The sequence below is a fragment of the Jatrophihabitans sp. genome (genome assembly GCA_036389035.1).
Taxonomy (GTDB): Bacteria; Actinomycetota; Actinomycetes; order Mycobacteriales; family Jatrophihabitantaceae; genus Jatrophihabitans_A.
In genome coordinates, this window is the sequence record DASVQQ010000008.1 from 202,733 (window position 1) to 218,720 (window position 15,988).

At 71.5% G+C, this 15,988-nt stretch carries 13 protein-coding genes; 10 read left to right on the plus strand and 3 right to left on the minus strand.

Annotated elements, in window-relative coordinates; all coding sequences use genetic code 11:
* Positions 1-50: 50 nt before the first annotated feature.
* The 4 genes from hisI (at position 51) to trpC (ending at position 3,441) form a co-directional block, all read left to right on the plus strand.
* The gene (hisI, locus tag VF557_06045; protein ID HEX8079752.1) at positions 51-428 is read left to right on the plus strand and encodes a phosphoribosyl-AMP cyclohydrolase; all 378 of its coding nucleotides are present in this window, start codon (positions 51-53) and stop codon (positions 426-428) included.
* Positions 425-1,924, plus strand: coding sequence for an anthranilate synthase component I (locus VF557_06050; GenBank protein HEX8079753.1), 1,500 nt, complete (start codon positions 425-427; stop codon positions 1,922-1,924). Before hisI ends, VF557_06050 begins: the two co-directional genes overlap by 4 nt.
* Positions 1,921-2,529, plus strand: a complete 609-nt coding sequence (locus tag VF557_06055) for a Trp biosynthesis-associated membrane protein (GenBank protein ID HEX8079754.1) — start codon at positions 1,921-1,923, stop codon at positions 2,527-2,529. The genes VF557_06050 and VF557_06055 overlap by 4 nt, the downstream gene beginning before the upstream one ends.
* Before the next feature lie 102 nt (positions 2,530-2,631).
* Positions 2,632-3,441, plus strand: coding sequence for an indole-3-glycerol phosphate synthase TrpC (gene trpC, locus VF557_06060; protein ID HEX8079755.1), 810 nt, complete (start codon positions 2,632-2,634; stop codon positions 3,439-3,441).
* 340 nt (positions 3,442-3,781) lie between these two features.
* On the opposite strand, the gene VF557_06065 is transcribed toward trpC, so the two are convergent.
* Positions 3,782-4,768, minus strand: coding sequence for a quinone oxidoreductase (locus VF557_06065; GenBank protein HEX8079756.1), 987 nt, complete (start codon positions 4,766-4,768; stop codon positions 3,782-3,784).
* A gap of 41 nt (positions 4,769-4,809) precedes the next feature.
* On the opposite strand from VF557_06065, the gene lgt reads away from it, so the two are divergent.
* Together lgt and VF557_06075 are read left to right on the plus strand one after the other, a co-directional pair.
* A complete protein-coding gene (lgt, locus tag VF557_06070; GenBank protein HEX8079757.1) occupies positions 4,810-5,889 on the plus strand; it encodes a prolipoprotein diacylglyceryl transferase in 1,080 nt (359 codons plus the stop codon).
* Positions 5,798-6,589 carry a VIT1/CCC1 transporter family protein gene (locus tag VF557_06075; GenBank protein ID HEX8079758.1) on the plus strand — a complete coding sequence of 264 codons (792 nt, stop codon included), beginning with the start codon at positions 5,798-5,800 and terminating at the stop codon, positions 6,587-6,589. The genes lgt and VF557_06075 overlap by 92 nt, the downstream gene beginning before the upstream one ends.
* Before the next feature lie 60 nt (positions 6,590-6,649).
* On the opposite strand, the gene VF557_06080 is transcribed toward VF557_06075, so the two are convergent.
* Both VF557_06080 and VF557_06085 read right to left on the minus strand, forming a co-directional pair.
* A complete protein-coding gene (locus tag VF557_06080; GenBank protein HEX8079759.1) occupies positions 6,650-7,357 on the minus strand; it encodes an ion channel in 708 nt (235 codons plus the stop codon).
* Positions 7,350-8,006 (minus strand): ankyrin repeat domain-containing protein, encoded by a 657-nt coding sequence (locus VF557_06085; GenBank protein ID HEX8079760.1) that lies wholly within the window; start codon positions 8,004-8,006, stop codon positions 7,350-7,352. The genes VF557_06080 and VF557_06085 overlap by 8 nt, the downstream gene beginning before the upstream one ends.
* Positions 8,007-8,220: 214 nt before the next feature.
* Between VF557_06085 and gltB the strand changes: the two genes are divergently transcribed.
* From gltB to VF557_06105, 4 genes are all read left to right on the plus strand, one after another.
* Positions 8,221-12,795, plus strand: coding sequence for a glutamate synthase large subunit (gene gltB / locus VF557_06090; protein HEX8079761.1), 4,575 nt, complete (start codon positions 8,221-8,223; stop codon positions 12,793-12,795).
* A 58-nt stretch (positions 12,796-12,853) separates the two neighbouring features.
* On the plus strand, positions 12,854-14,284 hold the full coding sequence (gene pyk / locus VF557_06095) for a pyruvate kinase (protein ID HEX8079762.1): 1,431 nt from the start codon (positions 12,854-12,856) through the stop codon (positions 14,282-14,284).
* Positions 14,274-15,188, plus strand: coding sequence for an acyl-CoA thioesterase II (gene tesB / locus VF557_06100; protein HEX8079763.1), 915 nt, complete (start codon positions 14,274-14,276; stop codon positions 15,186-15,188). Before pyk ends, tesB begins: the two co-directional genes overlap by 11 nt.
* A 124-nt stretch (positions 15,189-15,312) precedes the next feature.
* Positions 15,313-15,972, plus strand: coding sequence for a hypothetical protein (locus VF557_06105; GenBank protein HEX8079764.1), 660 nt, complete (start codon positions 15,313-15,315; stop codon positions 15,970-15,972).
* Positions 15,973-15,988 lie beyond the last annotated feature (16 nt).

A 15,988-nucleotide genomic window follows, 5' to 3' on the forward strand; every position in this document is an offset into this window, starting at 1 on the left:
GCCTTCGCCCCGGGGCTCGGGGGTGGAAACCCGCCCGGCAGAATCAGGGGATGCCTGCCATACCTGCCTCCGGCCTGGACCCACAGATCGCGCGGCGGCTGAAACGAGACGCGGCCGGCCTGGTCGCCGCAGTGGTGCAGCAGCACGACACCGGCGAGGTGCTGATGCTGGGCTGGATGGACGACGAGGCGCTGCACCGGTCCCTGACCACCGGCCGGGCCACCTACTGGTCGCGGTCCCGGCAGCAGTACTGGCGCAAAGGCGACACTTCAGGCCACGTGCAGTATGTTCGGTCCATCGCGCTGGACTGTGACGGCGATGCCCTGCTGGTGCGGGTCGACCAGGTCGGGCCGGCCTGCCACACCGGGCAACGCAGCTGCTTCCAGGCGGGATCGCCGCTGACCGCGGTCCAAGGAGGCGCCCGATGACCGAGATCGGACGGGCCGAGCTTGCCGACCTGGCCCGGACCCACCGGCTGGTCCCGCTCACCCGCACCCTGTTCGCCGACGCCGAGACCCCGGTGGGGGTGTACCGCAAGCTCAGCGGCGGGCGTCCCGGAACATTCCTGCTGGAATCAGCGGAGCCTGGTGCCTCCTTCTCTCGTTGGTCTTTCGTGGGAGTCAACGCGATAGCGACCCTGACCGCCGATGACAGCGTCGGCGGCGGGGCCCGATGGCAGGGCGAGGCCCCGCTGGGCCTGCCCACCGCGGGTGACCCGCTGGAGCTGCTGGCCGGCGCCTGGCGGGCCGTCCGGGGCCCCCGGCTACCCGGGCTGCCGCCGCTGACCGGCGGCTTCGTGGGCTACCTGAGCTATGACGTGGTGCGCCGGATCGAGACGCTGCCCGAGATCGCGCCGGACGAGCTCGGCCTGCCCGAGCTGATGATGCTGCTGGTGACCGACCTGGCCGCGGTGGATCACCACAACCGCACCGTGACGCTGATCGCCAACGCCGTCCTGCATCCGGAGATGACCGGCGACGAGCTCGACGCCGCCTACGCCGACGCCCAGCGCCGGCTGGACGCGATGGCACGCGACCTGGCCGCGCCGACCGAGTCGACGGTGGTGCCGATGGTGACGGTGCCGCCCAAGCCGGCCCGCTCGCGCACCCCGGCCGGCGAGTTCGAGGCGGCGGTGCGCCAGTGCCTGGAGGCCATCCGGGCCGGTGAGGTCTTTCAGATCCTGCCCGGCCAGCGCTTCATCACCGAGACCGATGCCAACGCCTTCGACGTCTACCGGGCGCTGCGCACCCTGAACCCCTCGCCGTACCTGTACTACCTGCACTTCGCCGACTTCGACATCGTCGGCTCCAGCCCCGAGGCGCTGGTGACGGTGTCCGAGGACTGCGCCACCATCCACCCGATCGCCGGCACCCGGCCGCGGGGCGCGGACGCGGTGGCCGACGCCGCGCTGGTGGCCGAGCTGCTGGCCGATCCCAAGGAGCGCGCCGAGCACGTGATGCTGGTGGACCTGGCCCGCAACGACCTGGGACGGATCTGCCGTCCCGGCTCGGTCCAGGTGATCGAGTTCGGGGTGGTCGAGCGCTACAGCCACGTCTGGCACATCGTCTCGACGGTGACCGGGACGGTGCAGCCGGGCAAGGACGCCTTCGACGTGTTCACCGCGGTGTTCCCGCACGGCACCGTCTCCGGCGCGCCCAAGGTGCGGGCGATGCAGTTGCTGGAGGAGATCGAGCCGGTCCGGCGCGGTGTCTACGCCGGCGCGGTCGGCTACTTCGACTCGGCCGGTGACATGGACCTGGCGATCGCGATCCGGACCGCGGTGATGGTCGGGGGCACCGCCTACGTCCAGGCCGGGGCCGGCGTGGTGGCCGACTCGATCCCGGCCAACGAGGAGGCCGAGACCCGCAACAAGGCAAGAGCGGTGCTGCAGGCGATCGCCACGGCCGAAACACTGAGAACATGACCCCCCAGACGCTGGCCGGTCCGAGCCGGTCCGCGCAGCGCCGTGAGATGGCCTGCGTCCTGGGGCTGGGCTTGCTGGCCGCCGCGCTGATCCTGTTCGCTGCCGGCCGGTCCTGGATAAGGGTCACGGTCCTGCGGATTCCGCCGTTCGGGCCGCTGCAGGATGAGCTGACCGGCCGCGAGCTGTACCCGGCGCTGACCGGGCTGGCCGTGGTGGCGCTGCTGGGCGGGGCGCTGGTGCTGGTGACCGGCGGTATGGTGCGTCGGCTGCTGGGCGTGGCGCTGGTGCCGGTCGGCGGTTGGGCGGGCGGATATGGCTTCAGGGGATTGGACGGTGGCCACCCGTCGGGGTTGGACCAGCCGGCGGGTGCCACGCTCACCGAGCGCTCCGGGCTGGAGCAACTGCACTGGCATCCCTTCTGGCCTGGCGTCACTGTGGGGGCGGCGATGCTGCTGATGCTCTGCGGCCTGCTGCTGGCGGTCCGGGCGGGCCGGTGGCAAGTGAGCCTGTGGGCCAGGTACGCGGCCCCCGGGGTGGTCGCCGAATCGACTGACCCGTGGCGCCGACTGGACCGCGGTGAAGATCCGACAGTGTCCGATCGCTAACATCGGGAGGCCAGATCACATGATGGCGAATCGGCGTGACGCAGGCGCCTATCAGCAGGATCAGTGCCAGGACCAGCGGCAGAATCAGACGAGGAGGCAGCTGTGAACGTCCTCGAGGACATCCTCCGAGGTGTCCGGCTGGATGTCGCCGCCCGCCAAGCCAAGCTCAGCCTGGACGAGGTCCGGGCCGCCGCCAAGGCCGCGCCCACCCCGCTGGACGGCTACCGCGCCTTGCGGGCCCCCGGCGTGGCGGTGATCGCCGAGGTCAAGCGGCGCAGCCCGTCCAAGGGCCTGCTGGCCGAGATCGCCTCGCCGGGGGAGCTGGCCCGGCAGTACCAGGCCGGTGGCGCCCGGGTGATCAGCGTCCTGACCGAGGAGCGCCGGTTCGGGGGCTCGCTCGCCGACCTGGACCAGGTGCGGGCGGCGGTCCACACCCCGGTGCTGCGCAAGGACTTCGTGATCAGCGCCTACCAGGTGCACGAGGCCCGGGCCCACGGCGCTGACCTGGTGCTGCTGATCGTGGCCGCGCTGGAGCAGAACGCCCTGATCGGCCTGCGCGAGCGAATCGAGTCACTGGGGATGACGGCGATCGTCGAGGTGCACGACGAGGAGGAAGCCTCCCGCGCGCTGGACGCCGGCGCCCGGGTGATCGGCGTGAACGCCCGCAGCCTCAAGACCCTGCAGGTGGACCGGTCGGTGTTCGAGCGGATCGCGCCGGGCCTGCCCAGCGAGATCGTCAAGGTCGCCGAGTCCGGGGTGCGCGGCGCCCACGACCTGATCACCTACGCCTCGGCCGGCGCCGACGCGGTGCTGGTCGGCGAGGGCCTGGTGACCTCGGGCAACCCGCGGCAGGCGGTCGCGGACCTGGTGACCGCCGGCGCCCATCCGGCGACGCCGCGGACCGCGCGCTAGCTGCCCGCCACCCTCGTCACCCCGCTACCCCGCCACCCCGCCACCCCGCCCTGACGACGCGTAGCGATTTCGTTCGGCAGGGCGTGCGAAATCGCAACGGGTCGGCAAAGCCCGCCTGCCTGCCACCCCGCCACCCTCGTCACCCCGCCTGCCTGCCACCCGCCACCCCGCCTGCCTCGTCCGTCCCGTCCTGACCGACGCGTAGCGATTTCGTTCGGCAGGGCGTGCGAAATCGCACCGCGATCGTCCGGCTCTGGACGGGTCCGTCCCTCCGTCCGTCGACACGTAGCGATTTCGTTCGGCAGGGCGTGCGAAATCGCAACGGGTCGGCAAAGCCCGCCTAGGGGATGAGCAGCAGCTTGCCGGTGGTGCGGCGCCCCTCCAGGTCGGAGTAGCACCGCACCGCCTCGGCCAGCGGGTACCGGCCGCCGATCTCGACCTGCAGGCCGCCGAAGGCCAGGGCGTTGAGCACCGCGCCGGCCCGGGTCAGCAGCTCGTGCCGGGTCTGGATGTGGTGCGCCAGGCTCGGCCGGGTGAGGAACAGCGAGCCCCCGGAGTTCAGCCGCTGCAGGTCGAACGGCGGCACCTGGCCGCTGGCCGCGCCGAACACCGCCAGCGTGCCGCGGACCCGCAGAGAGGCCAGCGAGGCGTCGAAGGTGGACTTGCCGACGCCGTCATAGACCGCCGCCACCCCGACGCCGCCGGTCAGCTCGCGCACCGCGGCGGCGAGGTCGATGATCTCGGCGTAGTTCAGGACGTGGTCAGCGCCCAGTGCGCGCACCTTGGCGGCCTTGGCCTCGCTGGAGACTCCTGCGATCACCGCGGCGTCCTTGGCCTTGATCATTTGCACCAGCAGCTGGCCCACCCCGCCGGCGCCGGCGTGCACCAGCACCGTGTCACCGGCCTGCACCGGGTAGGTGTCGTTGACCAGGAAGTGGGCGGTCATGCCCTGCAGCAGCACCGCGGCGGCCTGCTCCAGCGGGATCGGCTCGGGCACCGGCACGGCGGCGCTCTCGGGCACCAGGGCCAGACCGGCCGCGCTGCCCGGCGTCATGCACCAGCAGACCCGGTCGCCGGGCACCGCGCTGGTGACGCCCTCGCCGGTGCCCAGCACGATCCCGGCACCCTCGCTGCCGAGCGTGAACGGCACCGGCGCCGGGTAGATCCCCTCGCGCTGGTAGACATCGATGAAGTTCACCCCGGCGGCGGCGACCTGCACCAGCAGCTGGCCGGGGCCGGGCTGATCGATCTCGCGGGTCTGGATCTCGAGCACATCGGTGCCACCGTGCTCGGTCACTACCAGGGCGTCGGTCGTCTGTGCGGGCATGGATTCACGGTAGCGGGGGACCACTCATCTACGGTGTGCACGTGCAGATCATCGAAGCGGCTATCCCCTCTCCGACCGTGAGCGTGATCCGGCTGGGCCCGTTCTCGGTCCACCTGTACGCGCTGTGCATCGTGGCCGGCATCCTGGTGGCCATCTGGCTCACCGACCGCCGCTGGCGGGCCCGTGGCGGCGCCAGGCACCAGGTGAGTGACGTGGCCGGCTGGGCGGTGCTGTTCGGCATCCTCGGCGGCCGGCTGTACCACGTGATCACCGACGCGCAGCTGTACTTCGGCGAGGGCAAGGACCCGGTGGACGCCCTCAAGATCTGGGACGGCGGCCTCGGGATCTGGGGCGCGATCGCGCTGGGGGGCCTGGGCGCCTGGATCGGCTGCCGCCGCCACAAGATGAACTTCACCGCCTTCGCCGACTGCGCCGCGCCCGCCGTCCTGCTCGCCCAGGCGATCGGCAGGTTGGGCAACTGGTTCAACAACGAGCTGTACGGCCGGGCCACCACGCTGCCGTGGAAGCTGGAGATCCACGAGCTGGACGTGGCCTCGGGCGAGGCGGCCCGGGACGCCGCCGGCAATGCCGTGGTGCTGGGCTTCTTCCACCCCACCTTCCTGTACGAGATGCTGTGGAGCCTGCTGGTGGTGGCCGTGCTGCTGTGGCTCGACCGCCGCCGGGTGCTGGGCGCGGGCCAGGTCCTGGCGCTCTACGTGGTGGGCTACACCTTCGGCCGGTTCTGGGTCGAGCTGCTGCGCGATGACGAGGCCAACCAGATCCTGGGCATGCGGGTGAACAGCTGGGTGTCGATCCTGGTGTTCCTGGCCGGGCTGGCCTGGTTCCTGCGGCTCAGGGGCAGGCCGCGCAGCGTGGCAGAGCCGGGGCACTCACCGGACGGGATCGAATCCGGGACCCGATCCGACGGGGCGGCCGGCCCGGTTGACCTGACCAAGCCCGCCGACCAGGTGGGCCGTGGCCCGGTCGAGCCAACCGACGAGCCGGCTGATGCCGCCATAGACTCAGACCATGTCCAGCATGCCGAAGGCCGATCCACGGGGCCCAGCGCAGGCGGTGGCCCAGCAGGAGCCGACGGCAGCGCCGCACCACCCGATCGGTGATCCCGCGCACCAGGTCGGCCACGAGCACCGCGAGGTCTCCGGCGGCTGGCTGCGCCCGACCGTGTTCGGCATGGTCGACGGGCTGGTGTCGAACTTCGGCCTGGTAGCCGGGGTCGCGGCGGCCAGCGCCGGCGCCCGGCCGGTGATGATCGCGGGCGTGGCGGGCCTGCTGGCCGGCGCCTTCTCGATGGGCAGCGGCGAGTACGTCTCGGTGCGCAGCCAGAACGAGTCGATGCGGGCCGAGGTGGAGGTCGAGCGCCTCGAGCTCGAGGACAACCCGGAGGCCGAGCTGGCCGAGCTGACCCAGATCTACATCGACAAGGGAGTCGATCCGGAGCTGGCCCAGCTGGTCGCCGAGCAGCTGTCAGTGGACCCCACGCAGGCCTTGGAGATCCACGCCCAGGAGGAGCTGGGCGTCGACATCCACGACCTGCCCAACCCGTGGCTGGCCTCGGGCTCGTCGTTCCTGTCGTTCTCCCTCGGCGCGCTGCTGCCGATGCTGCCGTTCCTGTTCGGGGCCGACGTGCTGTGGCTGGCGGCCATCCTGACCTTGACCGGGCTGTTCGTGACCGGCGCGATCACCGCGCGGTTCACCACCCGGCCCTGGTACTACGCCGGCGCCCGCCAGCTGCTGCTGGGCGCGGTGACCTTCGCGATCACCTACGGCATCGGCCACCTGATCGGCGCCAACGTCGCCTGAGCCGGCCGCGCGAACCGAAGGGGCAACAGGACCAGAGCCGCTCAGTTCAGCTCGGACGGCTCAGTTCAGCTCGTCGGCCGACCCGTGCCGGGCCCGGGACCGGGCCACCGTCAGCCCGACCATCCAGGACACGATCATCGCCACGTAGGCGATCCCGGCCACCTGCTCGATCATCACGAAGCTGCGGGCATGCGGCAGCACCGGCACCACGTCGGACAGGCCGGTGCTGGACAGCGTGGTGAACGAGAGGAACAGCAGCTCCATCCAGGTCCGCGGCTCGCCCGCGTTGAGCGCGGCCGTGAACGAGCCCGGCCAGATCACCTGGGTGAGCACGTACAGGTGGGCGAAGGCCCAGGCCAGCAGGGTGAAGGTGGCGCCGACGGCGAACAGCTCGTCGCGGGTGATGTCGCGGTCGGCGAGCATGTAGGCGATCAGGCTGAAGGCGGCGTAGAAGTAGAACGCCGACTCGAAGCCCGACCCCCAGGCCTGCCACACCGCGGCATCGGAAAGCAGCTGGCAGACCGTGAAGATCACCGAGGGGACGCCCAGGCCGATCGACACCCAGACCGTCCAGGTGGTCGTCTCGACCGACCAGACGGCCAGCGCCAGCACCAGCAGGCCGAACAGCGCCACCGCGCCGGTGCCGGTCCGGGACTCACCCAGGTAGGGGTAGATCAGCACCCCGAGCAGCTGGGTCGCCAGCAGGAACGCCGAGGGTTGCCGGCGGGCCCGTTCGAGCAGCCTCGGCAACCGAGCCGGCTCAGCCAACGTTGCCGCCGAGCAACGCCGTGCGCACCGTGTCCTCGGAGGCGAGCTCGATCGGCGTCCGGCCGTCGTCGTTGGCCGCGGCCGAGTCCGCGCCGGCCGACAGCAGCGCCAGCACCGACTCCAGGTCGCCGTTGGCCGCCGCCGAGTGCAGCGGGGTCCAGCCGCCGCGCTGGCGGGCGTGCACCGGGGCGTCCGAGGCGATCAGGATCCAGACCAGCTCCGAGTGCCCGCCGGCGGCGGCTGCGTGCAGCGGGTGCACCGCCAGCTCGTTGTGGGACGGCTCGGCCACCTCGGCGTCGGCGTCGAGCAGCATCCGGGCCGCCTCGGCGCGGCCGAAGTAGGCGGCCAGGTGCAGCGCCTGCCAGCCGTCGGCGCTCCACGAGTCGATCACCGACCGGTTGGCGGCGATCAGCTCGGCCAGCCGGGTGGTGTCGTCGAAGGCGGCCGCCTCGAACACCGACAGCGCCCCGGTGCGCGCGGCCAGCTCGTCGGCCAGCGGCGCGTGGCCGTTGTACAGCGCGGTCAGCGCCGGCGACGCGCCGTCCGGACCGAGGTTGGCCAGCAGCGACGGCTCGGCGTCGAGCATCCGGCGCACCCGATCGACGTCGCCGACCGCGATCGCGGCAAAGAACTCGCTCAGGGACGCCATGTCACCACTGTGCCACTGCTGCCGGGCCGCGAGAAGTTCCCACCCGGGCGCACTCGCGCTGCCAGCCGCTGTGCCGGTAATCTTCAGCTCGCACCACACGAGCCACCTGGGCCGACGCTGTCCCGCGAGTGACCACACGGATCGGACGCACCTCACCGAACCGGACAGCAGCGGGCCCCCGGCGTGCCGGGCGCCCCGACCGAGGGGAGCACGCGTGCAATTCTCCGCAGTGCCCGCCGCGCAGGGCCTCTATGACCCGCGCAACGAGACCGACTCCTGCGGGGTGGCCTGCCTGGCCGACCTGCGCGGGCGGCCGAGCCACGCGCTGATCAGCACCGCCCTGGCGGCGCTGCACAACATGGACCACCGCGGCGCCGCCGGGGCCGAGCCGGAGAGCGGGGACGGCTCCGGCATCACCGTCGCCCTTCCGGACGCCTTCCTGCGGGCGGTGGCGGGCGAACTCGGCATCGAGCTGCCGGAACCGGGCAGCTACGCCACCGGCATCGCCTTCCTGCCGACCGACCAGGTGGCCCGGGACCGGGTGAAGGCGATGGTGGCCGAGACCGCCGCCGCCGAGGGCCTGCTGGTGCTCGGCTGGCGGCCGGTGCCGATCTCAGCCGAGGGTGTCGGCCCGAGCGCGCTCGAGGTGATGCCGGCCTTCGAGCAGCTGTTCGTCCGGGCCGCGGCCGAGCCCGCCGGCGGGATGCGGCTGGAGCGGATGGCCTACGCCCTGCGCAAGGTCGCCGAGCGGCGGGTCGCCACGAGCAAGATCGTCGGTGACCAGCTGTACTTCGCCTCGCTGTCGAACCGGACCTTGATCTATAAGGGGATGCTGACCACCGCGCAGCTGGCCACCTTCTACCCCGACCTGCACGACGAGCGGTTCAGCACCGCCATCGCCCTGGTGCACAGCCGGTTCTCGACCAACACCTTCCCGTCCTGGCCGCTGGCCCAGCCGTTCCGGCTGATCGCCCACAACGGCGAGATCAACACCGTCGGCGGCAACCGCAACTGGATGGTGGCCCGGCAGGCGCTGCTGGCCTCGGACCTGCTTGACGGGCCAAGCTCCGACATCTCGCGGCTGTTCCCGATCTGCACCCCGGACGGCTCGGACTCGGCGTCCTTCGACGAGGTGCTGGAGCTGCTGCACCTGGGCGGGCGCAGCCTGCCGCACGCGGTGCTGATGATGATCCCGGAGGCGTGGGAGAACGCCGACTACATGGACGCGGCCCGGCGCGACTTCTACGCCTACCACTCGACCCTGATGGAGCCCTGGGACGGCCCGGCCTGCGTGAGCTTCACCGACGGCACGGTGATCGGCGCGGTGCTGGACCGCAACGGGCTGCGCCCCGGCCGCTGGTGGCGCACCAGCGATGACCTGGTGATCCTGGCCAGCGAGGCCGGCGTGATCGACCTCGACCCGGCCACCGTGGTGGCCAAGGGCCGGTTGCAGCCGGGCCGGATGTTCCTGGTGGACACCGCGGCCGGTGAGATCCGCGACGACGACGAGATCAAGTCCGCGCTGGCCGCCGAGCACCCCTACGGCGACTGGCTGCACAGCGGGCTGCTGCACCTGGACACCCTGCCCGGGCGCGAGCACGTGATGCGCACCCACGAGTCGGTGACCCTGCGCCAGCAACTGTTCGGCTACACCGAGGAGGAGCTGCGGGTCATCATCGCCCCGATGGCAGGCTCGGGCGGCGAGCCGCTGGGCTCGATGGGCACCGACACCCCGCTGGCGGTGCTGAGCAAGCGGCCCCGGCTGCTGTTCGACTACTTCAGCGAGCTGTTCGCCCAGGTCACCAACCCGCCGCTGGACGCGATCCGCGAGGAGATGGTGACCTCGCTGTCGGCCACCATCGGCCCCGAGCAGAACCTGCTGGAGCCGACGCCGGCCTCGTGCCGGCAGATCGTGCTGCCCCGGCCGGTGATCGACAACGACGACCTGGCCAAGATCTGGCACGTCAACGCCGACGGTGACCTGCCGGGCTTCCAGTGCGCCCTGATCGACGGCCGGTACCGGGTGCACGGCGGCGGCCCGGCGCTGGCCGCCGCGCTGCTGCGGGTGCGCGACGAGTGCTCGGCCGCCGTGGCCGCAGGCGCCCACATCCTCATCCTGTCCGACCGGGACTGCGACGCCGACCACGCGCCGATCCCGTCGCTGCTGCTGACCTCGGCCGTGCACGGGCACCTGGTGCGCACCGGGCAGCGCACCCGGGTGGGCCTGGTGGTCGAGTCCGGCGAGGTCCGCGAGGTGCACCACGTGGCGTTGCTGATCAGCTACGGCGCCGCCGCGGTGAACCCCTACCTGGCCTTCGAGACGATCGATGACCTGATCGAGACCGGGGTGCTCACGGGGGTGGACTCACCGACCGCGATCGGCCGCTATCTCAAGTCGCTGTCCAAGGGCGTGCTGAAGGTGATGTCGAAGATGGGCATCTCGACCGTCGCCTCCTACACCGGCGCCCAGGTCTTCCAGGCGTTCGGGCTGTCCGACGAGCTGATCGAGGAGTACTTCACCGGCACCCGCAGCAGCCTCGGCGGGGTCGGCCTGGACGTGCTGGCCGACGAGGTCGCCGCCCGGCACGCCCACGCGTTCCCGTCCAACCCGGTAGCGCGGGCGCACCGCCGGCTAGAGGTGGGCGGTGAGTACGCCTGGCGCCGCGAGGGCGAGATCCACCTGTTCAACCCCGAGACGGTGTTCAAGCTGCAGCACGCCACCCGGGCCCGGCGCTATGACCGCTTCGCCGAGTACACCGCCGAGATCGACCGGCTGAACCGGCAGGGGGCCACCCTGCGCGGGCTGTTCGAGCTGCGCACCGGCCTGCGGCCGCCGGTGCCGCTGGACGAGGTCGAGCCGGTGTCGCAGATCGTGCGGCGCTTCGCCACCGGGGCGATGTCCTACGGCTCGATCTCGGCCGAGGCGCACCAGACCCTGGCGATCGCGATGAACCGGATCGGCGGGCGGTCCAACTCCGGCGAGGGCGGCGAGGACGCCGACCGCTACCTGCCCGACGCCAACGGCGACCTGCGCCGGTCGGCGATCAAGCAGGTGGCCTCCGGGCGGTTCGGGGTGACCTCGCACTACCTGGTCAACGCCGATGACCTGCAGATCAAGATCGCCCAGGGCGCCAAACCCGGCGAGGGTGGCCAGCTGCCCGGCTACAAGGTCTACCCGTGGATCGCCCGGACCCGGCACTCCACCCCCGGGGTGGGCCTGATCTCGCCGCCGCCGCATCACGACATCTACTCCATCGAGGACCTGGCGCAGCTGATCCACGACCTGAAGAACGCCAACTCCTCGGCCCGGGTGCACGTCAAGCTGGTGGCCGAGTCCGGGGTGGGCACGGTGGCGGCCGGGGTCGCCAAGGCGCACGCCGACGTGGTGCTGATCTCCGGTCACGACGGCGGCACCGGCGCCGCCCCGCTGACCTCGCTCAAGCACGCCGGCATGCCGTGGGAGCTGGGGCTGGCCGAGACCCAGCAGACCCTGCTGCTCAACGGCCTGCGGGACCGCATCACCGTGCAGGTCGACGGGGCGATGAAGACCGGGCGCGACGTCCTGATCGCGGCGCTGCTGGGCGCGGAGGAGTACGGCTTCGCGACCGCGCCGCTGGTGGTCTCGGGCTGCGTCATGATGCGGGTCTGCCACCTGGACACCTGCCCGGTGGGGGTCGCCACCCAGAACCCGGAGCTGCGCGCCCGGTTCACCGGCAAGCCCGAGTTCGTGGTCACGTTCTTCGAGTACATCGCCGAGCAGGTCCGCGAGCTGCTGGCCGAGCTGGGCTACCGCACGCTGCAGGAGGTCATCGGCCACGCCGAGCTGCTGGACACCCGCGCCGCGATCGAGCACTGGAAGGCCGACGGCCTGGACCTGTCGCCGCTGCTGGTGGTGCCCGAGCCCTTCCACGGGACCGCGCTGACCAAGCGGGTCGAGCAGGAGCACGGGTTGGACGCCGCCCTGGACAACACCCTGATCCAGCTCTGCGAGGGCGCGCTGCTCGACGGCCGGCCGGTGCGGCTGGAGTTGCCGGTGCGCAACGTCAACCGGACGGTCGGCACCATGCTGGGTTCGCTGGTGACCCGCCGCTACGGCGCCGAGGGCCTGCCGCCGGGCACCATCGACATCACCCTGCACGGTTCGGCCGGGCAGTCCCTGGGCGCGTTCCTTCCCGCCGGGGTGCAGATCACGCTGTTCGGCGATGCCAACGACTACGTCGGCAAGGGCCTGTCCGGCGGCGTGATCGCGCTGCGTCCGGACCGGCGGTCGCCGCTGGTCGCCGAGCGGAACGTGATCGCCGGCAACGTGATCGGCTACGGGGCCACCTCGGGCCAGCTGCTGCTGCGCGGGGTGGTGGGCGAGCGGTTCTGCGTCCGCAACTCCGGCGCCACCGCGGTGGCCGAGGGGGTCGGTGACCACGCGCTGGAGTACATGACCGGCGGCACCGCGGTGATCCTCGGCCCGACCGGGCGCAACCTCGGCGCCGGGATGTCGGGCGGCGTCGGCTTCGTGCTCGACCTGGACCCGGACCGGGTAAACCCCGAGCTGGTGGACATCGAGCCGATGACGGCCCAGCACGCCGGCGCGCTGGCCGCGATCCTGAAGACGCACCAGCGGCTGACCGGATCGGCGGTGGCCGGTGAGCTGCTGGCCGACTTCGGCGCCGGCCTGCTCCGGTTCTCGGTGATCATGCCCCGTGACTACAAGCGGGTGCTGCGGGCCACCAGCCTGGCCCGGGCAGCGGGCGCCGATGTCGATGACGCGGTGATGGCGGCCGCCCGCGGGTAAGCCGATTGGAGCAAGGCTTCCTTATCGCGATCGGCCGGCAACGGTTAGGGTGGTAGGAGTGATCCGCCGCGCAAAGATCGTCTGCACCCTGGGCCCTGCCACCGACCCGCCGGAACGGCTGCGGGCGCTGGTCGAAGCAGGCATGGACGTGGCCAGGTTGAACTTCAGCCATGGTGAGCACCGCGAGCATGCCGGCCGGTTCCGCGGCGTACGCGAGGCGGCCAAGGCCGCCGGGCGCAACGTCGCCACCCTGGCCGACCTGCAGGGCCCCAAGATCCGGCTGGGCCGGTTCGTCGACGGCCCGGTGATGTGGGCCAACGGCGAGCAGGTCCGGATCACCGTCGAGGACGTCGAGGGCGACCACGACCGGGTGTCGACCACCTACAAGCAGCTGGCCGACGACGTCCGGCCCGGTGACCGGCTGCTGGTCGATGACGGCAACGTCGCGCTGGTCGCGGTGGCCATCGAGAACGGCACCGACGTGGTGTGCGAGGTCACCGAAGGCGGCATGGTCAGCAACAACAAGGGGTTGTCGCTGCCCGGCGTCGCGGTCAGCGTGCCGGCGTTGAGCGAGAAGGACATCGAGGACCTGGAGTTCGCGCTGGAGCTAGGCGTGGACTGGGTCGCGCTGTCCTTCGTCCGGTCCCCGGATGACATCAAGCTGGTGCACGAGGTGATGGACCGGGTCGGCGTGCGCCGGCCGGTGATCGCCAAGATCGAGAAGCCCGAGGGCGTCGATCGGCTGGTCGAGATCGCGCTGGCCTTCGACGGCGTGATGGTGGCCCGCGGTGACCTCGGGGTCGAGATGCCGCTGGAGCAGGTGCCGATGGTGCAGAAGCGGGCCATCGCGATCTGCCGCGACAACGCCAAGCCGGTGATCGTGGCGACCCAGATGCTGGAGTCGATGATCAGCCACTCGCGCCCGACCCGGGCCGAGGCCTCGGACGTGGCCAACGCGGTGCTCGACGGCGCGGACGCGGTGATGCTGTCCGGCGAGACCAGCATCGGCACCTATCCGGTGCAGGCCGCGGCCACCATGTCGCGGATCATCTCCTCGGTCGAGCAGTCCACCGTCGAGGTCGCCGCGCTGCTGCACGACCCTCGCACGCCCGGCGGGGTGATCGCCAAGGCCGCCAAGGACATCGGCGAGTCACTCGGCGCCACCGCCCTGGTCGCCTTCACCCAGAGCGGTGACACCGCCCGCCGGCTGGCCCGGCTGCACGCCCGGTGCGCGGTGCTGGCCTTCACCCCGGAGGAGACCGTGCAGCGCCAGCTGGCGCTGTCCTGGGGGGTGGCGGCGCACCGCGTCTGGACGGTGCAGACCACCGATGAGATGGTCCGCCAGGTGGACTCGGCCCTGCTGGCCCAGCGGGTCTGCCGACCCGATGACCTGGTGGTGATCGTGGCCGGCACGCCGCCCTCGACGCCGGGCACCACCAACACCATCCGGGTCCATCACATCGGAGGCATCCTGCAACGTGACCGCTGAGCCGGATCTCAAGGTCCCCGCCGACGGCACTGGTTTCCTGCGCGGCCAGTTCGTCGTGGACGCCCTGGTGGGCCTGCTCGACCTCGAGGCCCTCGAGACCGACATCTTCCGCGGTCTCAGCCCGCAGGTCGCGATGCAGCGGGTCTTCGGCGGGCAGGTGGCCGGCCAGGCGCTGGTCGCCGCCGGGCGCACCGTGGAGTCCGAGCGGCTGGTGCACTCGTTGCACTCCTACTTCATCCGGCCCGGTGACCCCTCGATCCCGATCATCTACACCGTCGAGCGGATCCGCGACGGCCGGTCGTTCTCGGTGCGCCGGGTACTGGCCATCCAGCACGGCCAGCCGATCTTCATCCTGTCGGCCTCCTTCCAGCTGCCCCAGGGCGGCATCGACCACCAGGCCGAGATGCCGCCGGCGCCGCCGCCGGAGTCGCTGCCCACGCTGGCCGAGCGCTACGAGGGCTTCGACGAGCTGTGGTCGGTGATGCGCCAGATCCCGCAGGCCTTCGACGTCCGCTACGTCGACGACCCGCCGTGGGTCCAGCGCTCCCAGGGGCCGCGAGAAAACCAGCCGCACCGGATCTGGCTCAAGGCCGACGGCACGCTGCCCGATGACCCGCTGTTGCAGGTCTGCGTCGTCACCTTCGCCTCCGACATGAACCTGCTGGACTCGGTGCTCATCCACCATGGCCTGGCCGCCCGGCTGGACCCGATCAGCATGGCGTCGCTGGACCACGCGATGTGGTTCCACCGCCCGTTCCGCGCCGATGACTGGCTGCTCTACGTCTCCTCGTCGTCCTCGGCCTCCGGCGGGCGCGGGCTGGCCACCGGCCAGTTCTACTCCCGGGACGGCCGGCTGGTGGCCAGCGTGACCCAGGAGGGCATGATCCGGCTGCCCAACGCCTGAGCAGCTTCGGCTCCGGCCGGCAGTCGCGGTAGCGGCCACCTGATCCTGCGCCGATCCGGTGAAGGATCGGCATCAAAACGGCATCGTTCGGGACAGATCGCACTCGATAGGCGTCCTATCGTTAGTGACCGGATTTGTCGTAGCGGCCGGGGGCCGCCGTCAAGGGGGTTCGGCAATGGCGTCTTGCACCCGTCGTTCGGCGATCATCGGCTGCCTGGCGGCATTCCTGGCTACCGTCACCGGCTGCGCCAGGGAGCGCCCTCCGGCGACCGGGGAGCGCTCTGCGTCGGCCGGGGAGCGCTCTGCGTCGGCCGAGTACCGGGGCGTCGACTTCTCCCAGGACCAGGAAGCCAATTACGCGGCGGGCCAGCTGGGCCAGCGACTGATGCGCTTCCTGCCAGGCATGCCGGGTTATGCCGGCATGCAGATCGTCAGAACCGGCATCCAGGTCGAGGTCGTGGGCAGCCCCACCCCCGAGATGCGCTCGGTCGTCGCCCGGCATGGCCTGCGACACCAGGGCAGCGAGATACCGGTCAGGTTCCATTCGGTCCGCTATTCGGAGAAGGAGTTGCAGGCCGTTCAGAACCAGATCACAGCCGACCGGGACGACTGGGCCAAGCGCGGCATCGAGCTCTCGAGCTGGGGGATCGATCTCGACAGCAACACGGTGGAGATCACGCTTGAGCGCTATACCAAGGCCTTCGGGACGGCGTTGCTCGAGCGCTACGGCGATCGGGTGACGGTCTACCCGCACGACTACACGATCTCCTTTGGTGTCGGCTGAAGGCGTGAGTGAGCCG

Coding starts and splice junctions, on each gene's coding strand:
- VF557_06055 (HEX8079754.1), top strand. CDS start 1,921: ATGACCCCCCAGACGCTGGCCGGTCCGAGCCGGTCCGCGCAGCGCCGT.
- hisI (HEX8079752.1), top strand. CDS start 51: ATGCCTGCCATACCTGCCTCCGGCCTGGACCCACAGATCGCGCGGCGG.
- VF557_06065 (HEX8079756.1), bottom strand. CDS start 4,768: ATGCCCGCACAGACGACCGACGCCCTGGTAGTGACCGAGCACGGTGGC.
- VF557_06050 (HEX8079753.1), top strand. CDS start 425: ATGACCGAGATCGGACGGGCCGAGCTTGCCGACCTGGCCCGGACCCAC.
- VF557_06085 (HEX8079760.1), bottom strand. CDS start 8,006: ATGGCGTCCCTGAGCGAGTTCTTTGCCGCGATCGCGGTCGGCGACGTC.
- VF557_06075 (HEX8079758.1), top strand. CDS start 5,798: ATGTCCAGCATGCCGAAGGCCGATCCACGGGGCCCAGCGCAGGCGGTG.